This is a genomic window from Arthrobacter sp. Hb9-2 (genome assembly GCF_059091165.1).
Genome location: NZ_JBNHGJ010000031.1, coordinates 1 through 20,326, shown reverse-complemented (window position 1 = coordinate 20,326; position 20,326 = coordinate 1). Strand labels below are relative to the sequence as shown.

The following is a 20,326-nucleotide window of genomic DNA, read 5'->3' as shown; positions in this document are numbered from 1 at the left end:
TCAACGAGAACAGTGCCTGTTGGTCCTCCCTGCCTGTTTTATGCTCAAATAGTGGCAACGAAGGCAAAAGCTACCGCTGATTCCCTCAGGCTTACAGGTTCCCGGCACACCACCCGGAAACTGGACACCGCTTCCCGCAAGGAAGCCGCCGCTGATTGACACTTGTTCACACCTCGGTCATTCTGCAAACACTGCAAGAGCCCCTGAGCTACCGACGTCGGTTCTTCCGAAGTCAGTAGCTGAGGGGCTCTTGTGCTGTCCCGGCACATTTCCTTCCCGCATAGGGTTGACCCATGACCTCCGCAGGCCGCTTTGCCCCCAGTCCCTCCGGTGACCTCCATGTAGGGAATCTTCGGACGGCAATCCTTGCCTGGCTGTTCGCCCGGTCCACGGGCCGGAAGTTCCTGCTCCGGGTGGAAGATCTTGACCGCGCACGGGCCGGAGCCGAAGCTGGGCAGTTGCGGGACCTGGCGGCCATTGGTGTTAGTTGGGACGGCGAGGTGGTTCGCCAGACTGCGCGCGGCCCGCTCTACGCCGCCGCGGTTTCGCGGTTGGAGGCTGCCGGACTGACGTACGAGTGCTTCTGCACGCGGCGTGAAATCCAGGAGGCACCGTCCGCTCCGCACGCGCCGCAGGGTGCGTATCCGGGGACCTGCCGGCATCTGGACCCCGCAGAGCTTGAGTTCAAGCGCTCGACGCGGCCCGCTGCCATCCGGCTTCGCGCCGAGGTCGCGCACTACAGCGTCCGCGACCTGCTTCACGGCACCTACACCGGCATGGTGGATGACTTCGTGCTGCGGCGCAACGACGGTGTGACGGCCTACAACCTCGCAGTGGTGGTGGACGACGCTGAGCAGGGCATCGATCAGGTGGTCCGCGGCGACGATCTCCTCCCGTCCACTCCGCGGCAGGCGTTCCTCGCAGCGCTCCTGAATATTCCATCTCCGGAATATGTGCATGTTCCGTTGGTGGTGAATGCAGCCGGCGTCCGGCTGGCAAAGCGGGACGGTGCGGTGACGCTCCAGGATCTGGCAGATGCGGGGAGCCCCGCCGCTGCCGTGCGGGACCGGCTGCTCGAGTCGCTGGGACTGCCTGCCGGTCCGCTTGAGAAGGCCCTGCGGGCCTTCGACCCGTCCGCCCTGCCGCTGGAACCGTGGGTGTGGAGGGGGATGGACGTTACGGGCCTCGAGCCTCGGCTTCATCAGGACGCTGCGTGCACCGACTGATCGTCAGCTTTAGTTGACACCCGATTGAGCGTCAACTAATGTTGACGCAATGGAGGTGGATCGCATGAAGACCCTTGTGGGATCAATGGATGGAATGGGGCCGGCAGAGGCCCTGCACGCCGTCGCTGAGCTGCAGAAGGAAGTGAGCCGGACAGAGTCCTCGCTTGTCCGGAGCGCAAGGCAGGCCGGATTGTCCTGGGAAGCCATTGCGCAGTGCCTGGGGGTGAGCAAGCAGGCGGTTCATCGGAAGTACGGCAAGCAGTAGGCGCGCAGGCCGGTTTCCGCCGGTTCAGCCCAAGCCGCCTCTTCAGCCTAGGCTTAGGTCATGTCAGACCAGCATGCCGCGGAGCAGAGCCCGGCGCCCAGATTCACGGTTGAGACCGCCAAGGTACTCGCCGAGGTGGCCCACAACCGGCAGAAGGACAAGCTGAAGCGCCCGTACCGGGAACATGTCCTCGCCGTTGGCGATGCCCTCGCCGATTTCGATGACGATATCCGGATCGCCGGGTACCTGCACGACATCGCCGAAGACACTCCAATGACCCGCCAGGCGCTGCTGGACATGGGCGTGTCCGAGCGGGCTGTGGAAATTATCGAACGCGTCACCAAACGGCTGCACGAAAACCCGGACGACTACGAGGCCGGGATCCGCGAAATCGCTGAAGACCATGATGCTGCGTTGGTCAAGATCGCCGACAACGCCCACAACTCACTGCCCGAGAGGGTTCAGGCGTTGGCGGAGAAATGGCCGGACAAACCGCCTGTCACCAAGTACCGCGATGCCCGTCCCGTACTGTACGCCGCCGTCGAGGTGGAGGAGGTCCGGAAGATCCTTGCACGGGTCAACCCGTGGCTGCTGGAAGAGCTGGACAACCAGCTGGACGAGGCAGACACCACCGACTACGAGAACCTGTCCTACGGGGAACCGGATGCCGCCGGTGGCGCGGGCCTGGATGCTAGGACGGCCGGGGAGCAGTAGCCTCGAGCTTTTCCAGGGCGTGATGCAGTCGGTCGGAACCGCGGCGCTCATCGACGACGATCGACATGCCGAGCGCCAGCACGATTACCAGCATGCAGGCCGGGACCGAAACTCCGGCTGCCGCCATGCCGACTGATGCGGCCAGGGCCGCCAGCACGCCTGCTGCCACGATGATGACTGTCCGGTCCGGGCCCACCATCACGCTGTACAGCCAGGTCAGCGAACCCTTGAACAGTGCCACCGGAACCGCGATGCTGGCCACCGCAACTGCGCCGCTGATGTGTGCCTCGTGGTCGATGAAGTACGCCGCCACGTGCAGCCCGGCGCCGGTGGCGGCAATCGCGGCGAAAATAGGGATGTGGCCGTAGCCGAACAGGAAAGACCGGTGGCGCCGCAGGTGCAACGCGCGTCCGGTGGGAAGCATGAAGTAAATCCACCACATACCGAAAGCCAAGGCTGTGCCGCCAAAGCCAACCAGTGCGGCGTCCACGCTCCAGCCGTGGTTGGCCACGATGGCGCGGAGCGTCTCGATCGCACCGATGAGGCATTCACCCAAAGCGATGATGGCCAGCAGCCCGTACCGCTCGGCAATATGGTGGGCATGCCACGGGGTCCGCGCTTTGCGTTCGGCGGCGTACGGGGTGGCCATCTCCAGGACGATCAAGGGCACAATCATGAAGAATGTGGTGGGAACGTCCGCCTCGACGATCAGTACCGCAATCCAACCGAGCTGCACCACCGCAAGGTATTTGGCGTAGCGCAGGCATGTCTCGCGGCGGGCAGGATCCTGCCTGGCTGCGCGAAGCCATTGGGCAACCAGTGCCAGCCGCATGATCACGTAGCCGCCCACGATCACCGCGTTGTCCACATGTTTTCCCTCCACCAGCGAATGGAACATGGGCTCGATTCCCATGGCAAGGATCAGGACGCCAACGATCTGGATCAACGTGACCACGCGGAAGATCCAGTCATCGGTGTCGTAGGCGCTGGCGAACCACGTGAAGTTAATCCATGCCCAGATGACGGCGAACATCGCGAAGGAGAACCCCATCAGCCCGGCAACGATGTGTGCTTCGGCGATTTCATGGGCGAACTGGCTGCCGGCAACGCCGAAGGCGATTACGAAGGTCAGGTCGAAAAAGAGTTCAAGCGGTGTGGCGGCTCGGTGCTTTTCATGCGGATCGCGGCCGCCCATGCGCGCCATTGCATGCCGGAGGGGGTTGGAGGACATGCATCAAACGTTACTGCCTTACACGCGGCCCAGGGCGTCGATGTCCTCCAGGAAGTCCTGGTGCACTTCGGCACTGACCGTGGTGCGGGTGTCACCAATTGCGTCCAGGTAGTCCTGGGTGGAGGGCCCCTTCCGCACCGCCTCCCGGACGGAAAGTGCGCCGCCGGAAGCGAGCCCGCCGTCGTCGTACACTGCCTTTTCCAGCGCACGCTGGGAGGCGCTGCGGGCGGCGTACTCGATGTCGGCGGGAGAAAAGCCCTCGGTTTTGTCCACCAGCAGTTCCACGTCCACGTCATCCACCACCGGGGCGGGGATGAACCGCTGCCACATGGCCTCGCGGGCCTGCCGGTCGGGAAGGCCGATGGGGATGACGTAGTCGAACCGGCCGTGGCGCAGAAACGCGGAATCCAGGGCGCGGATGAAGTTCGTGGCGCACACCAGCAGCCGGCCCGGCTGTTCACGGAACGCCGGGATGATCTTGAGCAGCTCGTTGGTAACCCCCTGCAGCGGCGACGGCGGCTCGCCCGAGCGCTGGGACGCGATCTCCTCCACCTCGTCGATGAACACCACGGCGTGCTCCAGTTCGGCGATCTCCAGAAAGGTCTCGCGCAGGGCGCCGGCCAGGCCCTGCGGGTCTGCGGCCAGCCGGGAGGGGAACACCTCAACGAAGGGCCATTCCAGGCGGGAGGCGATGGCCTTGGCGAAGGTGGTTTTGCCGGTGCCGGGCGGGCCGAAGAGCACCACGGCACGGGGCGGGACGACGCCGAATTCGTCCGCGAGGTCGGCCTCGGCCAGGGGGAGGACCAGGCGGCGTTCCAGCAGTTCCTTTTCCTTGCGCATGCCGGCCACGTTTTCCCACAGGTCGCGGGCCAGGACTCGGCCGCCGAGCTGGCCCAGCGCGCCGAGCTCCTGCCGCTGGACGGGGATGGTCCGCTCGAAGTAGCGCAGGTTTTTCTTGAGAGCGAACCCGCGGCCCAGGAAGGCCTCCACACGGGTTTCCGATTCGGGCATGAGCGCCGAGAGTTTGTTCAGCCCATGCGGCGCCATCCGGCTTTCGACGGCGGCCAGCAGCGAGGTGCCGATCCCGCGGCCACGGTATTCGGGCAGCGTGGCCAGGAAAACGATCCAGCCCTGGTCGTGGGCGGCGCGTCCGACGGCGGCCCCCACCACCTGCTCGCCCTGCACCGCCACCACGGCATGGTCCTTTTCACACGATGCGAGGACCTCGGACAGTGCGTACACGGGTTCGACGTTGTGGGATTTGAGGGTCTCCCAGAGGTGCAGGATCCCGTCGAGGTCGGCCGAGTGGAAATCCCTGATCCGCCAGTTGGTCATACTGTCTCCCGGTTGGTTCGTCGTTGAACTGCTCCTTACGCCACCCCCGCGGGCGCCGGCGCCAAGGGGCACTCTGCTGAGCATAGGGGATCGGCCCCCGGCCCGGAGTCGCCGGGGCGTTGCGTTACGCCAGGAAGGTTCGGGCGGCTAGAGCTTCGCGGCGCCCTTGTCCTTGGAGCCTCTCCAGAGATGGTGGTGGCGGTGGCTGCTGTCGGCATGCACCACCAGGACCGGGCAGGCGGCGTGCGAAACGCATGCTGAGCTCACTGACCCAAGGTGCATGCCAATGAAGCCGCCGTGCCCGCGGCGGCCCACCACCAGGAGTGCGGCGTCAGCGCCGGCTTCCACCAGTTTCGCCGGCGCCGGGCCGCGGACTATGGCCTGGGTAATCTCCACGGGGGCATCCGGCCCGAACGCTTTGCCGAGAGCCTCGGCCAAGGTCTGCCTTGCGGCTCCTTCAAAGGCGTCGAAGTCGGGCGGAACGTAGCCAGCGTAGATCTGGGGGAAATCCCAGCAAGCCACCGCATGGATCCGCGCGTCGAGTGCAGGCGCCAGCTTGGCCGCCAACCGCAGGGCCTGCACGGAGGAATCAGAACCGTCCACACCCACAACAATCTTTGCTTCCGGATTGTTCAACACGGTCCTCCTCGCAAGCCGTTGAAACGGCAGGATGGGGCGAGGATAAACCCGGGTTTGGCGTGCGTCAAGAGGGGTAGTCGCAGCCGTTGAGAGTAGATGGTGCGAGGAGTAGCGTGTGATTCACCTCACTCGAACCCATTCAGGAGCAACCATGCCACATCTGGGACGCCGGGGAGCTGCCATTACGGCGGTGCTGGCGATGAGCGTGACGACTGGAGTATTGGTAAGCCCGGCCTCTGCCCATTCATGGGAGGCCGACGACTCCGAAAAGGCCCCTGTCGCCAAGGGGTACGGCGGAGCCGTCAGCACCGTTGACCTGGACGCCTCCGCGGCGGCCATCGAAGTCCTTCGCAAGGGCGGCAACGCAGTTGACGCCGCTGTCGCCGCGGCAGCCACCCTCGGCGTAACCGAGCCCTACAGCGCCGGCATCGGCGGCGGTGGCTACTTTGTGTTCTATGACGCGGACACAGGCAGGGTCAAAACCATTGATGGCCGGGAAACCGCGCCTCAGGCGATGCCTCGGGACGCCTTCATTAACCCCGCCACCGGGACGCCTTATGACTTCAAGAAGCAGGCAACCAGTGGAATCTCGGTCGGCGTGCCGGGTACACCGGCAACCTGGGAACGGGCGCTGGACCGCTGGGGCAGCATGAGCCTCAGGGAAGCCTTGGAGCCTGCCATTGACGTGGCGGAGGATGGCTTCCTGGTGGATGAAACCTTCCGCCTCCAGACGCTGGAGAACAGGGAGCGCTTCCTGCCATTCGAGGCGACGAGGGAGCTTTTCCTGCCCGGCCCGGATAACGATGCACCTGCAGTCGGAGCCGTTTTCAAGAACGAGGATATAGCCGAGACATACCGCCTCCTCGGGCACAAGGGTGTCGACGAATTCTATGAGGGCCCGCTGGCGGAAGAGATCGTGTCCACGGTGCGCAATGCCCCCAGCACTCCGGGCCAGACTGCGTTGCCCGGACCTGCGGGCGTCATGACCACCGAGGACCTGGACGACTACAAGGCCCTTGACCAGGACCCCACCCACATTGTGTACCGCGGGTATGACGTCTATGGCATGGCGCCTTCGAGCAGCGGCGGCACTACCGTAGGCGAGGCGCTGAACATCCTTGAGGTGTTTGACCTGCCGTCCCTTCGGGAGGACAAGCCAAAGGTCCTTCATCACTACCTTGAGGCCAGCGCGCTCGCGTTTGCCGACCGTGGAAAGTACGTGGGCGACCCGGCATTCGTGGATGTCCCCACGGAGGAATTGTTGGACCCGGTGTTCGGAAAAGAACGGTCCTGTGCCATTGACCCCCATCGGGCGGCCACAAAGCCTGTGGCTGCAGGGGACGCGGGGTCATACGACGGCGTGTGCCCGGCAAGGCCGGCAGCGCTTACTGACGCCTCGGATACGGAAAACATCAACACCACCAACCTCACGGTTTCGGACAAGTGGGGCAACGTGGTGGAGTACACGCTCACCATCGAGCAGACCGGCGGTTCCGGCATTGTGGTTCCAGGCCGCGGCTTCATACTGAACAATGAGCTGACGGACTTCTCACCGGTGTACAGCGAAACCGACCCCAACCGTATCGAGCCGGGCAAGCGGCCGCGTTCGTCCATGTCGCCCACCATCGTGCTCGAGGACGGCGAACCGTTCCTGGCGCTTGGTTCCCCGGGCGGTTCAACCATCATCACCACCGTCCTGCAGACGCTGATTAACCGAATCGACCTGGGCATGAGCCTTGAGGACGCCTTGGCGGCTCCCCGCGCCTCACAGCGCAACACCGCAAACGTAACCGCTGAGCAGGCGTTCATCGACGCGCCGTACGGCAAGGACCTTGCCACACGGTACGGCCACAATTTCGCCGCTGCGGGTACGCCGGGTACTTCCGCAGCCGAAATCGGCGCAGCTACTGCCATCGAGTTCCTCGATGACAACAAGGTCATTGCTGTGGCCGAACCGGCCAGGCGTGGCGGTGGTTCGGCGATGGTGGTAAAACCATCCCACTAAGCGGGAGTTGAACAACAACGAACGACGGCGGCACCCCGGCTTCTCGAATTCGAGAACCTGGGGTGCCGCCGTCGTACGCCGTAGAGGGAATTACTTCTTGAAGGTGTCCGCCGGTGGGTTGGCGATCACGGGGGCGGTGCCGGTGTAGCCGTCACGGGTTTCGGCGATTTCGCGGATGCGTTTGCGGCAGGCGTACCAGCCGAAGACCATCAGGATGGAGGCGATGGCGGTGACGAGCATGGTGAGGGGGGATTCGATGAAGACCATGATCAGCACGCCTGCGAGGAAGAGGAGGGAGAGGTAGCCGGTGTAGGGGGCGCCAAACATGCGGAAGGAGGGGCGTTTGAGCCAGCCTTTGTTGGCCCAGCGGTGGAGTTGGATCTGGCATAGGACGATGGTGGCCCAGGTCATGATGATGCCGACGGAGGCGACGTTGAGGACGATTTCGAAGGCGTCGGCCGGGACGAGGTAGTTCAGCGGGACGCCCAGGAGGGAGACGCCGGCGGTGATGGCGATGCCGCCGTAGGGGACGCCGGCTTTGTTCATGCGGGAGGCGAATTTGGGGGCGGAGCCGTTGACGGACATGGAGCGCAGGATCCGGCCGGTGGAGTAGAGCCCGGCGTTGAGGGAGGACAAGGCGGCGGTGAGGACGACGAGGTTCATGATGACGTCCACGCCCTGGATGCCGATGGAGCCGAAGAAGGTCACGAAGGGGCTGACGCCTTTTTCGTAGGAGGTGTAGGGCAGCAGCAGGGCCAGGAGGATCACGGAGCCGACGTAGAACACCGCGATGCGGAAGACCACGGAGTTGATGGCTTTGGGCATGATTTTTTCGGGGTTTTCGGTTTCGCCGGCGGCGGTGCCAACGAGTTCGATGGAGGCGTAGGCGAACAGGACGCCCTGCATGAGGATGATCATGGGCAGCAGGCCGTTGGGGAAGATCCCGCCGTTATCGGAGATGAGGCTGAAGCCGACCTGCTGGCCGTCCACGGGGGTGCCGAAGATGACGAAGTAGGTGCCCACGATGAGGAACACGACCAGGGCTGCGACCTTGATCAGGGCGAACCAGAATTCCATTTCGCCAAAGACCTTGACCGAGACCAGGTTCAGGGCCAGGACCACGACCAGGGCGATCAGGGCCCAGGCCCATTGCGGGACCGCTGCCATCCAGGGAATGTAGTTGCCGAAGAAGTTCATGTACAGGGCCGCGGCGGTGATGTCCACGATGGTGGTGGTGGCCCAGTTGATCCAGTAGAACCAGCCGGAAACGAAGGCTGCTTTTTCGCCAAAGAATTCCCGGGCGTAGGAGACAAATGAACCCGAGGAAGGGCGGTGAAGGACCAGTTCGCCCAGGGCGCGCAGGATCAGGAACGCGAAGAACCCGCAGACGGCGTACGCGATAACCAGGGACGGGCCCGCGGCGTTGAGCCGGCCGCCGGCGCCCAGGAACAGGCCGGTACCGATCGCACCGCCGATCGCGATCATTTGGATCTGCCGCGGCTTGAGGTTCTTGTGATAACCCTTGTCCTCGGCATGCAACGCCGACTCAGAAGCATGCGCCTGTGGCGGGACGGTGTGGTCTGTGATGGGGGGATTAGTCATGGGGATGTCCTTTTAAGATGCCGTTTGATTTGGGGCCGGGACCGGTTTGCTGAGGTTGGCGAGGCGTTCGGGGCTGAGGAGTTCCTGCAGTTGGGTGCTGGTGAGGAGTCCGTGTTCGAGGACGAGCTCGGCCACGCCCTTGCCGGTGGCGAGTGCTTCCTGCGCGATGGCGGTTGCGGTGGCGTAGCCCAGGTGGGGATTCAGGGCTGTGACAAGGCCGATGGACTGTTCCACGGTGAGGCGGAGGTGTTCCGTATTGGCAGTGATACCCCGGATGCAACGGGCCGTGAGGGTGCGGCACGCGGCTTCGAGGTGAGAGATGCTCTTGTGGAGGCTGTGGACGATGACGGGTTCGAAGGCGTTGAGCTGGAGCTGACCGGCTTCGGCGGCCATTGTGATGGTGACGTCGTTGCCGATGACTTCATAGGCAACCTGGGAGACCACTTCCGGGATCACCGGGTTGATCTTGCCGGGCATGATGGAGGAACCGGACTGCACGGCCGGGAGGTTGATCTCGCCGAAACCGGCGCGCGGGCCAGAGGAGAGCAGTCGGAGGTCGTTGCAGATCTTGGAGAGCTTCACGGCCACGCGCTTCAGCACTCCCGAGAGGTGGACGAAGGCGCCCACGTCCTGGGTTGCTTCGATGAGGTCCGGGGCGGTGACCAGCGGGAGGCCGGTGATGCCGGCGAGGTGCCGGCAGGCTGCCTCGGCATAGCCCAGGGGTGCGTTCAGGCCAGTGCCGATCGCAGTGGCGCCGAGGTTGATTTCGTGGATCAGCAGGTCGGCTTCGGCAAGACGGAGCCGGTCCTCGCCGATGGTGATGGCGTAGGTACCGAATTCCTGGCCCAGGGTCATCGGCACGGCGTCCTGCAGCTGGGTGCGGCCCATCTTGACCACCGTGCGGAACTCCAGCGCCTTAGATGCGCAGGCTTCCTCGAGTTCGGCCAAGGCGTCCAGCAGCTCCCGGGCAGCAAAGATGGTGCCCAGCTTTACTGCCGTCGGGTAGACGTCATTCGTGGACTGGGACAGGTTGACGTGGTCGTTGGGGTGCAGGCGGGCGTAGTCGCCTTTGGGGTGACCGAGGATTTCCAAGGCACGGTTGGCGATGACCTCGTTGGCGTTCATGTTCGAGGACGTTCCGGCGCCGCCCTGGATGACGTCCACCACGAACTGGTCGGCAAGCCGGCCGTCCAGGATGTCCTGGCACGCCCGCTCGATGGCGTCGGAACGTTCAGCGTCCAGCAGCCCGAGCTCCCGGTTGGTGCGGGCCGCCGCAAGCTTGACTGCTGCCAGGCCCCGGACCAGGTGCATGTTGGATGAGAGCTTCTGGCCGGTTATGGGGAAGTTCTCCACGGCCCTGAGGGTGTGCACGCCCCAGTAGGCATCGGCGGGGACGTCGCGATCTCCGAGCAGGTCGTGTTCCGACCGGACGGGCGCGGCGGTGTTGATCGTGGTCATGGGGTCCTTACAGGGCTTCGTTGACGGGTATGGACATTGTTGATGTGGGCAGGAAGTCGGCGGCCTGCAGCAGGCCCACCTGGTGGCCGCCGCCGAGAACGGGTGCGGTTGCGATTGATGAGAGCGGCGTGGTGTCCACGCCCAGCGCGTCGAGGAGCTTGACCGTGGCAGGCATCCTGGCGCGGTCACCGCCGTCGGAAATCTTCACGGCAACGGCGGCACCGTCCGGCAGGCCCACCAGCTGCACGCCTTCGAAGCCGTCCTTGGCCACGGAGCCCGGGAGCAGGCGCATCAGCGTGGTGACGTCCCGGCCTTCCCCGGCCACCATGTCCGGGTGCTGCTGCATGGCGAGGCCGACGGCGGCTTCCGCACTTTGTGAAGCCGGCCCACCGTCGTCGTCCGCGGCAGCCTTCGCAATCACACCGAAGGCACGGGCCATGCCTCGCAGGGTGAGGGCAAACAGCGGGGTGCCGCAGCCGTCGGTGCTGGCGGCGAGTGGTGTCTCTATGGTCAGGTCCAGGACGGTCCTGGCAACCAACTGCTGCAGCGGGTGGGACGGGTCCAGGTAACCCTTGACCGGCCAGCCATTGATGGTGCAGGTGGCAACCATTGCGGCATGCTTGCCCGAGCAGTTTTGGGTGAGCTGGGTGGAGCGGCCGCCGTTGCGCAGCCACTCCTCCCGCTCACCCGCACCGTAGGGGAGGTCCCTGCTGTTTTCGAAGTCGCTGACGCTCAGCCCGTATTGTTCGAGGATCCGCAGGGCTCCCTGGCGGTGCTTTGCGCCGCCGGAGTGGCTTGCCGCGGCCAGGGCGAGCAGATCAACCGGCAGCTCGAGGCCGGCGCGCACCATGGCTACGGCCTGGAGCGGCTTGAGGGAGGACCGGGGATAAAACGGCGCCCGGGGAGCACCCACGGCCGCCACTGTTGTGCCGTCAGCTTCGAGTGCGATAGCTGACCCGTAGTGGACGCTCTCCACCAGTCCGTCGCGGGTGGCAGTAACCAGCGGCGTGTGCTGCGGGAGGGCGGCAGCACTGAGGGCAGGTGAAAGTGCAGGGGAGAGCATGGATTCCTTGGCTGGGGCTAGTTGTTCAGGATGGATTCGAGGGCAACGCCGACGGCGTGCAGGTGGTGTGCCATGGCCTCGCGGGCTTCCTCGGCCGAGCCTGCCTCGATTGCGGCCAGGATGTGCTGGTGTTCGATGTCTGAGGCGTGCTGCCGGTCCGCCACCATATTCAGGGTCTCGGACTGGTGGGCCAGAGCGCCACGGATGTCCGCCACCACGCTGGCGAATACCTTGTTGCCGCTGGCACGGGCGATGGCAGCATGGAAGCTCGAGTCCAGGGAAACCCAGGACTCGGGGTCGGTTTCGGTGGCCATGGCGGCGACGATGTGGCGAAGAGTTTCCAGCTCTTCGTCGCTGCGGCGTTCCGCGGCCAGTCCGGCTGCGGGTACTTCGATGTGCGGGCGCGCTTCGGTGAGGTCCCGGGCTGAGTACTGGCCCAAGGTGAGATCGTTGGCCACTTTGTTGGCGACGACGAACGTCCCCTTGCCCGTTTTGGTGACGGTGAGGCCAAGGGCAGTGCAGGAGCGGAGCGCCTCCCGGATGACTGACCGGCTTACCCCGTACTGCTGGGAAAGCGTGGCCTCCGAGCTCAGTTTGGCACCCACCGCCAGCCGTCCCGACTCGATGTCCTGCCGGATCGCATTGAACACCGCTTCGGCAGCACTAAGCCGGGCGAGCGGAAGGGCCGCAGGCTGTCCTGCTGTCCGGCTGTCTGACAGGTTCACGCCTTAAATATGGCAGGGGTCACAGCTGCTGTCAATGCGGGGCGGCTGGCAGTCCTTCCTGTCGCGCGGCTACAGCCCTTCAACCCACGCCTCTTGAAGGCGGGATGTTGCCCAGATCCGGCACGTTCGTTCCGGGGACGTCCTGTACAGCGAGAATGGGCGGCTATAGAGTTTGTGAAGCGCATAAATCGGAACGTTCGTACCGAAGGGAATGGAATTATCAAAACGTCCTTCTCCAACTATCTTGCTGCGGAAGTCCGTGCACGGCGGGCCGCCCTCCGGCTCACGCAGCACGATCTCGCCCAGTTGGCCGGGGTGTCAGAGCGTTTCGTGCGGTTTGTCGAACAGGGGAAACCCAGCGTCCAGCTGGACTCACTTTTGGCGCTTCTTGGGACCCTTGGCCTCGAGCTGCAGTTGACTACACGAACACGTACAGCCGCCCTTCACGACGGGACGGCGGCAGCTGCCCAGCGGGAGCAGACGTGAGGCACCGGATCGCCGACATCTATAAGGCGGGGGTCCTCGCCGCCCGGCTTGAACGGCACGACGGGGGTACCAGGTTCAGCTACCTGGCAAGCTACCTCAGCGCCGGTGGACCCGCCGTCGCCACCTCCCTGCCGCTGGCGAGCAGACCTGTGCTGTCCAGTGCAGGGGCCGCTCCGCCCTATTTCACCGGGCTGCTGCCTGAGGGCCGCCGCCTCAACGCCCTGCGTCGATCCATCAAAACCAGCGCGGACGACGACCTGTCCCTTTTGATCGCGGCCGGCGGCAACCCGGTGGGAGACGTCCAGATCGTCGGCCACGGGGAACCCTTGAACCCTGATGATCACGCGGTCCGCCTGGATCCACGCAGGCCTGTCGATTTCGATCAGTTGCTCGGCGACCCTGACCTGATTGATCCGGTAGCCCTGGCCGGTGTGCAGGACAAGTTGTCCGCCGGAATGATTTCCGTGCCGGTGGCCAGCACCGGGCGCCAGTTCATCCTGAAGCTCAACGCGCCGGAGTTTCCGCATGTAGTGGAGAACGAGTACGTCATGTTCGGCTACGCCGCCAGGCTTCGAATTCCGCTGAGCCGCGTCCGGCTGATCCGGGATGTTGCCGGGCGGCCGGGGCTGTTGGTGGAGCGTTTCGACCGCGTGCCGCTCCCGGAGGCAGGGTCCGACGGTGTGCGGCGCCTCGCTGTGGAGGACGGGGCGCAGGTGCTGAAGCTCTACCCGGCGGACAAGTACAACGTGGGGTACGGCCAGGTGTGCCATGCGCTAGCGGACCACTGCTCAGCACCGCTTCCAGCGCTTCGAAACCTGGCGATCCAGGCGGCGTATGCCTGGTTGACCGGCAACGGGGACTTGCATGCGAAGAACGTTTCGATGGTCCAGCAGCCCCACGGAGAATGGGTCATCGCGCCGGTGTACGACATCCCCTCCACGGTGGTTTACGGCGACAAAACCCTGGCCTTGGCCATGGACGGGAAGAGGACCGGGATTTCGCGCCGCCACTTCCTGGGCTGGGCCACAGAACTGGGACTCACAGACCGGGCGGCTGCCCAGGTTCTGGAGATTGCGCTAAAGGCGTCTGGCCCGCTGATCCACGATCTGGAGGCCGGGACGGCCTTCCGTGCCCTAAAGGGGCCCGGCCAAAAAGGTAACGACGACGGCGGCCCGTTTCCCGGCATGGTCACCAGGGCATGGGTCAAGGAGTTGAAGCACCGCCGGAGGTTGATGGAAGGCTAGGCCGGGCGGCGCATGCCGTCATGAACCCTCGTACCAGCGCAGTACGCGCAGAGCGCGGAGGGTGTTCCACCGGCTTGGTTGTCCGTCGCCGTCCTCCAGTGGGAAGTGGACCTTGCCGGGGTGGGTGTTTTCCAGCAGCCACCTGCCGTCCGGTTGTTGCTTTGACCGCAGCACCTCCACCGCCTCTTCGAGGCGTTCATCGCGGGCGCCGCCGGCGGCACGGAAATAGTCCAGCCCGCGAAGGACGTCGTAGAACCAGCGGGTGGGGTAGGAGAACTGAAGCCAGTCCCGGCTAATAAGCTCGCCGCTGGACTCCCGCCTCAGCAGCCGGCGAGCCAGGAGATACTCCTCGGCGCGGTGCCGCGCCTCCCGCGATTCAACGGTGCCTCCAGTGCTCCGTTCGTGCTCGAGAAGTCCGTCCAGCACGCAGATGGTGGTGTGGAAGGAGGAGCGGGTGGAGCCTCTCTCCGCCTCGCAGTTCCAGCCGCCGTCAGCCAGTTGTTCGCGGGTCAGCCGCTCCACCACTGCGTCCACGTTCTCTCCGAAGCATGCCCCGAGTGCCACGGTCATCCCATTGATGCACGGTTCCACTTCGCCGTCGAAGAAGCGCTGGTTGCCTTCCTCCCAGCGGCAGTTCGCGCGGACCAGCGCGATAGCTTGCCGGGCTTCCCGGCTGGAGGGGTCCAGGCCGAAGTCGCGCAGGAGCAGCAGGCTGTAGGTGGTGGCCGTCCATGGCTGACCATCGGGGTCGTCGTCGTAGGCGGGCCAGTAGGTACCGCCCGCCCACTGCCCGTCCGTGTCCTGCAGGGCGAGGAGCCTGGCGCCCCAGCCCTGGTTTGCCACCCGCTCCCGTTCGGCCTGAACCTCCTGAGGCGACGCGTCGGTGAGGTCGCGCAGGACCTGCCAGCGAATGGCGGGGTCGGAGTCGAGCAGCCAGTCGAGCACGTCCGGTCGCGTCACTGGCTTAGAGGTGCTGGATGCCTGCCCGCTGCATCGCGTCTTTGTAGATGTCTACGCTCTTGGCCAGAAGCTCTTCCTGCTTCGCCTCGGAGACAGCGAACGCCCGGCCGCCCAGGGCCGTGGCCTTGTAGACCTTGATGCCGCTGTTCTTGAGCGATGAATGGTAGGTCTTCTCGAACAGCGTGAGGAAAGTGGAAGCGTCAGTGCCGTGGGCAATGATGGCGGAAACGCGTGAGTTGATCTTCAGGAACTGGCGGAACGGGCGCAGGCCGTCGGTCTTTTCCTGCACGCTCAGCGCTGACGGCATACCCGGATCGCGTACCCACGGATAGGCGTTCCACGGCATCACGTAGCGCGGTTCGAGCTCAGCCAGTTCGTAGATCTGGGTGGCCCGGCGGGCCGCTTCGTCGTCGTTGTAGTGCGAGACGAAGCCGGATTCGGTGCCCTTTCCAGGGCTGACCTGCAGGCTGACGATCCGGCATTCATCCTCGTCGTGCACCGGGTCGATGTAGGGGACGATGGAACCCGGCTTCTTCTCCATCAGTTCGTCGCAAAGCTGGGTTACCTTCGCGATGTTCGGTTCCTGTAGCAGGGCTTTCTTTTCGTCCCAATCAATCGTCACGATTTCTCCCTCAGCAGCAAGGCGTCCAGAATCAGGCGTCTTAGGCCACTCTACGCTTCCGCGCATGGAGGAGGGCAGGGGAAATTGAGGCGCACCACGCCGTTACGCCCCCGTTCCTACTCTAGGGCGCGCTTGAGAGCCTTGGTGCGGCGCAGTAGAAGGCGTGCTGTTCAATATAGGAATGCAGTTCACCAGGAAGGGCCTGAAAGATGACCGCTTTGCGGGCTTTAGGTCGTTTCAGGACCTTGACGCCATGCGGGTCCCGCAGGGTACAGGCCTCTTCGCCGTTATCGCACCGGAAGGGTTCCAGCCGGAATTCCTGAAGAAAAGCACCGCCGGCGTGTTCAAGAAGAAGGACCCCTCACTGCCGGAACCCGCGCTCGCAGCCGAATGGGTGGATGCCGCCGCTGTGCTCTATCTGGGGAAGGCCGGTCCGGGCAGCAAAGGCAACCGAGGACTTCGGCGGCAGATCCAGGAGTTCCTGGACTTCGGGCAGGGCAAGCCGCCGGGGCATTGGGACGGCCGCCTGGTCTGGCAACTCAAGGACGCCGGGCAGTTGCTGCTCGCCTGGAAGGAACTGCCCGCCGAAGGCTTGAACAAGGCCGAAGCCGAGTACCACACGGCGTTCATTGAGGAGTACGGGCAGCTGCCGTTCGCGAACCTGGTGCGGGCGCGGGTCAAAGGCTAGGCAAGGCCGCCATCAGACTCCGGACAGGCAGCATCATGCCCCGCGGAGGCGTTCCATCTCGCGCCGGTCTTTCTTGGTGGGCCGGCCCGCACCACGGTCACGCTGCGGCAGGCCCAGCGCCGGGGCAACGGGGCGCGGCGGGGTGTGGTCCGTAAAGCAGTGGGACGCCGCCTCCGCACCTACGCGCTTGTTGATCAGCCGGCGCACTTCGAGGATCCGTTCGTAACCGGACATCCGGACCGTCACCGTGTCGCCGTTGACCAGTGTTGCCGAGGCCTTCGCCGGGCTGCCGTTCAGCCGCACATGGCCGGCGCGGCATGCGGCCGTAGCCGCAGAGCGGGTCTTGTAGGCCCGGATGGCCCACAGCCACGCATCGATGCGGACGCTGGCGGGGGAGGAAGGAAGACTGGTCATGGCTGGCACCGAGTATAGACCCGGCGCCCCTGCCCAGGAGACAAAGTATCCCGACCGCGGAACCAGACCTGCCCTTATAGCGGCCGCTACTCAACCCTTACGCTGACGCGCTGCACCGCGTTGTTGCCCAGTCCCTGGTAGTTCCAGTTCTGCTCCAGGGGCTGGGTGGCTCCGCTGGCATCCGTGGCGCGGCAGGCCAGCACATGCTCGCCCGGGTCCGCTACCCACGGCAGCGTCCACTTGCGCCACGCGAATCCTCCCGCGGGTTCTTCCAGGTGCGCCGGCAGCCATTTGTCATCGATGCCCACTTCCACAGCAGTCACCGCAGCCTGCCCGGACCAGGCGCGGCCTTGCAGCATCACGGGTCCCTGGGGCAGCACCCGCTTGCGGGTGAAGAATTCCGGGACGCCCGGCGGCACCATCAGCGAACGTACCCTGATCCGCGAAACCGGCGTCCCGGCGTCGTCCGCTGAATCCTGGTAGCGGTATGCCACCTGCTGCTGGTAGCCCGCGAAGGGGGCAGTGACCACCTCGATGGATTCCAGCCACTTCACGCTGGCCATGCCATACCAGCCGGGGACCACAAGCCGCAGGGGATAACCGTGCTGGGGCGGCAGTTCGTTGCCGTTCATTTTGTAGGCGAGTACGACGTCGGCGCGCAGCGCTTCCCGGATCGGCAGGCTCCGCGCGTAGTGGTGGGGGACGCCGCCCTGGATACCGGCATCCGCCCCGGTGAAGACCACTTCCACCGCGTTCTGCAGTACCCCCGCCTTGCCGAGGAGGTACGCGAGGGGAACGCCGGTCCACTGTGCGGTGCCCACTCCTTCAAGGACCCAGGGCTGGCTCATGGGCCGTGGTGAAAGGAGCGACCGGCCATTGCCCGCGCACTCAAGCGTGACGGGAACGGTGATGGCGGGATCCTTCCGCAACGCCGCCATGCTCAGCTCCAGCGCCCGCTCCACGGCGCCGCTGATCCGGAGGTGCCAGGCGGCAGGATCGATGTCGGGGATATCGAAGTGCGTGAGGATGTAGTGGAGTCCCGGCGGAGTGACGTCACGGCGGAGGGCCTCCAGAGGCATGGAGTGGTTGCGGGCGCCCAGCTGGAGTTCCTCCGGAGTGAGCGGGCCGGTAGTCGGCCCGCCCGGCACCGCGGCCGGTGCGCCGGAACCCTCAGCTGGAGGCGTGGACTGCAGGTTGTCGTGGATCTGCTTCATGGCGCTGCGATTCTGGTCGGCGGGAATTGTGCAGGGCTGGATGATGCCTTGCCACAGGTTTACGCCCGCCCCGCCGGCACGTCAACGGCCCGCCCCGGCGGTGGGGACAACTACAGCTGCGGCCGGGTCAGGAACTCCGCCAGGCTGAGGGGATCCTGGCCGGTCAGCCCATGTACATCAGGAGACACCCCCGCCAACTCGCCGGCCGCGATAGCCGTGTAGGTGCTCACCCAGGCATCCAGTTGCCATTGCGGTGCGCCGTAGGATGCCCGCGATGAGTAAGCCTCCTCCACCGTTTCCGGATGGTAGCCAACCGTCCGGCCCGTTCCTGCCGTGAGCACCTCGGCTGCCCCTGACATTGAAAGCTCTTCCGGGCCGGTCAGGTTATAGGTCTTGCCCTTATGGATGGCAGGGTCGCGCAGCACGGCAAGGGCACACTGGGCAATGTCCTCCCGGGCCGCACCGGAAAACGTACCCTCGCCGGCAGGCCCGCGAATCACGCCGTCCTCACCCGTCATCAGTGGCAGGAAGTCCAGGAAGAGGTTGTTCCGGAGGAAGGTGAACTCCATTCCGGAAGCCTTGATGTGTTCTTCCGTGGCGTAGTGGTCGCGGGCAAGGGTGAAGGTCGAGTCCGGTGCGCAGCGGTAGATGGAGGTGTACACCAGGTGCTCCACGCCGGCGTCGGCAGCAGCATCAACGAACGTGAAATGTTCGTCCAACCTGTCCTCTGCCTCCGCGGCCGACACCATAAACAGCACCTTGGCGCCTTCAAGGGCACGACGTGCTGCATCTGAATCTGAGTACGTGCACACCACCGCCGCGGCGTCCTCCAATTCGGGCGCGCGTGCTGCGTCCCGCACCAGCAGGCGCTGGGCGGAACCAGCCGCGGCGAGCTTCCGGGCCACTATTCCGCCCAGGCCGCCGGTTGAACCGGTAACAGCCAGGTCCGGCAGTTCCGGAGTGGAGTCCACCGGCTAGTGTTCCCGCTTGGAGGGGGACTTCGTTTGCGCGGGATCCCGTTCGGCAAGGGAGCCGATGGCGTCGTCGATCTTCTTCAGGACGTCCGGTTCCAGCCTCACCCCTGCCGCCTCCACGCTGTCCGCGATCTGCTCCGGCCGGGACGCACCAATGATGGCCGAAGCGACGTTCGGGTTCTGCAGCACCCAGGCGACGGCAAGCTGCGGCATGGAGAGTCCGGCTTCCTCCGCGATGGGCTTGAGCTCCTGGACCCCGGCCAGGACGTCGTCCCGCATCCAGCGTTCGATCATCTTGGCACCGCCCTTCTGGTCCGTGGCCCGGCTGCCTTCAGGGGCGGGCTGGCCAGGCAGGTACTTGCCGCTGAGGACGCCCTGGGCCATGGGGGACCAAACGATCTGGGACACGCCCAACTCCTCGGACGCCGGCACAACCTCGGCCTCGATGACGCGCCACAGCATGGAATACTGCGGCTGGTTGGAGATGAGCTGGAAACCGAGCTCCTTTGACAGGGCGTGGCCTTCGCGGAGCTGCTCCGCCGTCCACTCGCTGACGCCGATGTACAGTGCCTTGCCCTGCCGGACGATGTCCGCGAACGCCTGCATGGTCTCCTCCAGCGGCGTTTCAAAGTCGTAGCGGTGCGCCTGGTAGAGGTCCACATAATCCGTCTGCAGCCTGCGCAATGAGCCGTTGATGGATTCCATGATGTGCTTGCGGGACAAGCCCAGATCGTTCTTGCCCTTGGGTCCGGTGGCGCCAAAGACCTTCGTGAAGATTTCCAGGGATTCGCGGCGCTCGCCCTTCAGGGCTTCGCCAAGGACGGTTTCCGCAGCCGTGTTGGCGTAGACATCCGCCGTGTCAAAGGTGCTGATGCCTGCATCGAGGGCTGCCCTCACACACTGGGAAGCGACGTCGTTCTCCACCTGGGAGCCGTGCGTGAGCCAGTTGCCGAAGGTAATTTCCGAGACTTTGAAGCCACTGTTTCCGAGGTATCTGAATTCCATGGGTTTCACGCTAACCCAGATGGTTGCTCAGGGTAAGGGCTGTCTGCCCTTATGTGGGTTAACCGTGGACGCCTGGCGGTCGGCGCCGGTTCCCTTAGCGGTTGAATTTTTCGAAGAGGCGCCTTTGACCGCCTGCGCCGGACCGGATAATGACACCAGGGACCCGGTGTCCAACGGCGACAGCGGCCGTGGAGCCTGCGTTTTCTGGAACGACCGCGGCACCCGGCTTGGGCCGTGGGTGTCCAGGGCAGACTCCACGAGCGGAGCCACCTCCACCACCTTTTCGGCAGGCACACGGGGATCGGGCAGATCCCGAACAGACAGCTTGATTTCCGGTGCAGCCGCCCGAGCCCGCGCCATTGCCCTGGCATCCGCCTCAGCAACAGCGGAGGCCCAGTCCTCCGCGAGGACGGGAGGTTCGCGGCGCGCGGCCGTCAGCGCGGGGTGACGTACGAC

At 65.0% G+C, this 20,326-nt stretch carries 20 protein-coding genes and 1 pseudogene; 7 read left to right on the top strand and 14 right to left on the bottom strand.

Annotated elements, in window-relative coordinates:
- Positions 1 to 293 precede the first annotated feature (293 nt).
- The 3 genes from gluQRS (at position 294) to AC5RV1_RS16330 (ending at position 2,205) form a co-directional block, all read left to right on the top strand.
- On the top strand, positions 294 to 1,226 hold the full coding sequence (gene gluQRS / locus AC5RV1_RS16340; RefSeq protein WP_493995286.1) for a tRNA glutamyl-Q(34) synthetase GluQRS: 933 nt from the start codon (positions 294 to 296) through the stop codon (positions 1,224 to 1,226).
- A gap of 64 nt (positions 1,227 to 1,290) precedes the next feature.
- Positions 1,291 to 1,491 carry an AsnC family protein gene (locus tag AC5RV1_RS16335; protein ID WP_493945399.1) on the top strand — a complete coding sequence of 67 codons (201 nt, stop codon included), beginning with the start codon at positions 1,291 to 1,293 and terminating at the stop codon, positions 1,489 to 1,491.
- A gap of 60 nt (positions 1,492 to 1,551) precedes the next feature.
- Positions 1,552 to 2,205: an HD domain-containing protein gene (locus AC5RV1_RS16330; protein WP_493945398.1), complete on the top strand. Its 654-nt coding sequence runs from the start codon at positions 1,552 to 1,554 to the stop codon at positions 2,203 to 2,205.
- Here the strand turns inward: AC5RV1_RS16330 and AC5RV1_RS16325 are convergent.
- From AC5RV1_RS16325 to AC5RV1_RS16315, 3 genes are all read right to left on the bottom strand, one after another.
- On the bottom strand, positions 2,183 to 3,436 hold the full coding sequence (locus AC5RV1_RS16325) for a low temperature requirement protein A (protein WP_493945397.1): 1,254 nt from the start codon (positions 3,434 to 3,436) through the stop codon (positions 2,183 to 2,185). The genes AC5RV1_RS16330 and AC5RV1_RS16325 overlap by 23 nt on opposite strands.
- Positions 3,437 to 3,454: 18 nt before the next feature.
- Entirely contained in the window at positions 3,455 to 4,771 is a 1,317-nt protein-coding gene (locus AC5RV1_RS16320; RefSeq protein ID WP_493945396.1) for an ATP-binding protein, read from the bottom strand.
- Between the two features lie 147 nt (positions 4,772 to 4,918).
- On the bottom strand, positions 4,919 to 5,410 hold the full coding sequence (locus AC5RV1_RS16315; protein ID WP_493945395.1) for a universal stress protein: 492 nt from the start codon (positions 5,408 to 5,410) through the stop codon (positions 4,919 to 4,921).
- Positions 5,411 to 5,561: 151 nt separating this feature from the next.
- Between AC5RV1_RS16315 and ggt the strand changes: the two genes are divergently transcribed.
- Positions 5,562 to 7,415, top strand: a complete 1,854-nt coding sequence (ggt, locus tag AC5RV1_RS16310; protein WP_493995285.1) for a gamma-glutamyltransferase — start codon at positions 5,562 to 5,564, stop codon at positions 7,413 to 7,415.
- Between the two features lie 90 nt (positions 7,416 to 7,505).
- Here the strand turns inward: ggt and AC5RV1_RS16305 are convergent, their stop codons facing one another.
- The 4 genes from AC5RV1_RS16305 to AC5RV1_RS16290 are packed head-to-tail and all read right to left on the bottom strand — an operon-like array spanning position 7,506 to position 12,263.
- The gene (locus AC5RV1_RS16305; RefSeq protein ID WP_493945393.1) at positions 7,506 to 9,017 is read right to left on the bottom strand and encodes an amino acid permease; all 1,512 of its coding nucleotides are present in this window, start codon (positions 9,015 to 9,017) and stop codon (positions 7,506 to 7,508) included.
- Between the two features lie 12 nt (positions 9,018 to 9,029).
- Positions 9,030 to 10,475 (bottom strand): aspartate ammonia-lyase, encoded by a 1,446-nt coding sequence (locus AC5RV1_RS16300; protein WP_493945392.1) that lies wholly within the window; start codon positions 10,473 to 10,475, stop codon positions 9,030 to 9,032.
- A gap of 7 nt (positions 10,476 to 10,482) precedes the next feature.
- Entirely contained in the window at positions 10,483 to 11,538 is a 1,056-nt protein-coding gene (locus AC5RV1_RS16295; RefSeq protein ID WP_493995284.1) for an asparaginase, read from the bottom strand.
- A gap of 17 nt (positions 11,539 to 11,555) precedes the next feature.
- On the bottom strand, positions 11,556 to 12,263 hold the full coding sequence (locus tag AC5RV1_RS16290; protein ID WP_493995283.1) for a FadR/GntR family transcriptional regulator: 708 nt from the start codon (positions 12,261 to 12,263) through the stop codon (positions 11,556 to 11,558).
- A gap of 174 nt (positions 12,264 to 12,437) precedes the next feature.
- Here AC5RV1_RS16290 and AC5RV1_RS16285 point away from each other — a divergent pair, with 174 nt between their 5' ends.
- Both AC5RV1_RS16285 and AC5RV1_RS16280 read left to right on the top strand, forming a co-directional pair.
- Complete coding sequence (locus AC5RV1_RS16285; protein WP_493995282.1) at positions 12,438 to 12,749, top strand: type II toxin-antitoxin system Y4mF family antitoxin; 312 nt, start codon at positions 12,438 to 12,440, stop codon at positions 12,747 to 12,749.
- On the top strand, positions 12,746 to 13,993 hold the full coding sequence (locus AC5RV1_RS16280; protein WP_493995281.1) for a type II toxin-antitoxin system HipA family toxin: 1,248 nt from the start codon (positions 12,746 to 12,748) through the stop codon (positions 13,991 to 13,993). The genes AC5RV1_RS16285 and AC5RV1_RS16280 overlap by 4 nt, the downstream gene beginning before the upstream one ends.
- Positions 13,994 to 14,011: 18 nt before the next feature.
- Here AC5RV1_RS16280 and AC5RV1_RS16275 read toward each other — a convergent pair whose 3' ends face one another.
- On the bottom strand, positions 14,012 to 14,953 hold the full coding sequence (locus AC5RV1_RS16275) for a hypothetical protein (protein ID WP_493995280.1): 942 nt from the start codon (positions 14,951 to 14,953) through the stop codon (positions 14,012 to 14,014).
- Between the two features lie 4 nt (positions 14,954 to 14,957).
- Positions 14,958 to 15,575 carry a uracil-DNA glycosylase family protein gene (locus tag AC5RV1_RS16270; RefSeq protein WP_493945384.1) on the bottom strand — a complete coding sequence of 206 codons (618 nt, stop codon included), beginning with the start codon at positions 15,573 to 15,575 and terminating at the stop codon, positions 14,958 to 14,960.
- A 181-nt stretch (positions 15,576 to 15,756) separates the two neighbouring features.
- Here AC5RV1_RS16270 and AC5RV1_RS16265 point away from each other — a divergent pair, with 181 nt between their 5' ends.
- Positions 15,757 to 16,263 carry a hypothetical protein gene (locus AC5RV1_RS16265; protein ID WP_493995279.1) on the top strand — a complete coding sequence of 169 codons (507 nt, stop codon included), beginning with the start codon at positions 15,757 to 15,759 and terminating at the stop codon, positions 16,261 to 16,263.
- 33 nt (positions 16,264 to 16,296) lie between these two features.
- Here the strand turns inward: AC5RV1_RS16265 and AC5RV1_RS16260 are convergent, their stop codons facing one another.
- The 5 genes and pseudogenes from AC5RV1_RS16260 to AC5RV1_RS16240 form a co-directional block, all read right to left on the bottom strand.
- Complete coding sequence (locus AC5RV1_RS16260) at positions 16,297 to 16,677, bottom strand: RNA-binding S4 domain-containing protein (RefSeq protein WP_163166413.1); 381 nt, start codon at positions 16,675 to 16,677, stop codon at positions 16,297 to 16,299.
- Positions 16,678 to 16,763: 86 nt separating this feature from the next.
- On the bottom strand, positions 16,764 to 17,891 hold the full coding sequence (locus tag AC5RV1_RS16255) for a sulfite oxidase (RefSeq protein WP_493995278.1): 1,128 nt from the start codon (positions 17,889 to 17,891) through the stop codon (positions 16,764 to 16,766).
- 110 nt (positions 17,892 to 18,001) lie between these two features.
- Entirely contained in the window at positions 18,002 to 18,862 is an 861-nt protein-coding gene (locus tag AC5RV1_RS16250) for an SDR family oxidoreductase (RefSeq protein ID WP_493995277.1), read from the bottom strand.
- A gap of 3 nt (positions 18,863 to 18,865) precedes the next feature.
- The gene (locus AC5RV1_RS16245) at positions 18,866 to 19,870 is read right to left on the bottom strand and encodes an aldo/keto reductase family protein (protein ID WP_493945380.1); all 1,005 of its coding nucleotides are present in this window, start codon (positions 19,868 to 19,870) and stop codon (positions 18,866 to 18,868) included.
- Positions 19,871 to 19,897: 27 nt separating this feature from the next.
- A pseudogene (locus AC5RV1_RS16240) lies at positions 19,898 to 20,326 on the bottom strand (hypothetical protein); the annotation flags it as partial.

Excerpts from the sequence above, each read along its gene's own strand:
- gluQRS (WP_493995286.1), top strand. The coding sequence starts at position 294 with ATGACCTCCGCAGGCCGCTTTGCCCCCAGTCCCTCCGGTGACCTCCAT.
- AC5RV1_RS16335 (WP_493945399.1), top strand. The coding sequence starts at position 1,291 with ATGAAGACCCTTGTGGGATCAATGGATGGAATGGGGCCGGCAGAGGCC.
- AC5RV1_RS16330 (WP_493945398.1), top strand. The coding sequence starts at position 1,552 with ATGTCAGACCAGCATGCCGCGGAGCAGAGCCCGGCGCCCAGATTCACG.
- AC5RV1_RS16325 (WP_493945397.1), bottom strand. The coding sequence starts at position 3,436 with ATGTCCTCCAACCCCCTCCGGCATGCAATGGCGCGCATGGGCGGCCGC.
- AC5RV1_RS16320 (WP_493945396.1), bottom strand. The coding sequence starts at position 4,771 with ATGACCAACTGGCGGATCAGGGATTTCCACTCGGCCGACCTCGACGGG.
- ggt (WP_493995285.1), top strand. The coding sequence starts at position 5,562 with ATGCCACATCTGGGACGCCGGGGAGCTGCCATTACGGCGGTGCTGGCG.
- AC5RV1_RS16305 (WP_493945393.1), bottom strand. The coding sequence starts at position 9,017 with ATGACTAATCCCCCCATCACAGACCACACCGTCCCGCCACAGGCGCAT.
- AC5RV1_RS16300 (WP_493945392.1), bottom strand. The coding sequence starts at position 10,475 with ATGACCACGATCAACACCGCCGCGCCCGTCCGGTCGGAACACGACCTG.
- AC5RV1_RS16295 (WP_493995284.1), bottom strand. The coding sequence starts at position 11,538 with ATGCTCTCCCCTGCACTTTCACCTGCCCTCAGTGCTGCCGCCCTCCCG.
- AC5RV1_RS16265 (WP_493995279.1), top strand. The coding sequence starts at position 15,757 with ATGCAGTTCACCAGGAAGGGCCTGAAAGATGACCGCTTTGCGGGCTTT.
- AC5RV1_RS16260 (WP_163166413.1), bottom strand. The coding sequence starts at position 16,677 with ATGACCAGTCTTCCTTCCTCCCCCGCCAGCGTCCGCATCGATGCGTGG.
- AC5RV1_RS16255 (WP_493995278.1), bottom strand. The coding sequence starts at position 17,891 with ATGAAGCAGATCCACGACAACCTGCAGTCCACGCCTCCAGCTGAGGGT.
- AC5RV1_RS16245 (WP_493945380.1), bottom strand. The coding sequence starts at position 19,870 with ATGGAATTCAGATACCTCGGAAACAGTGGCTTCAAAGTCTCGGAAATT.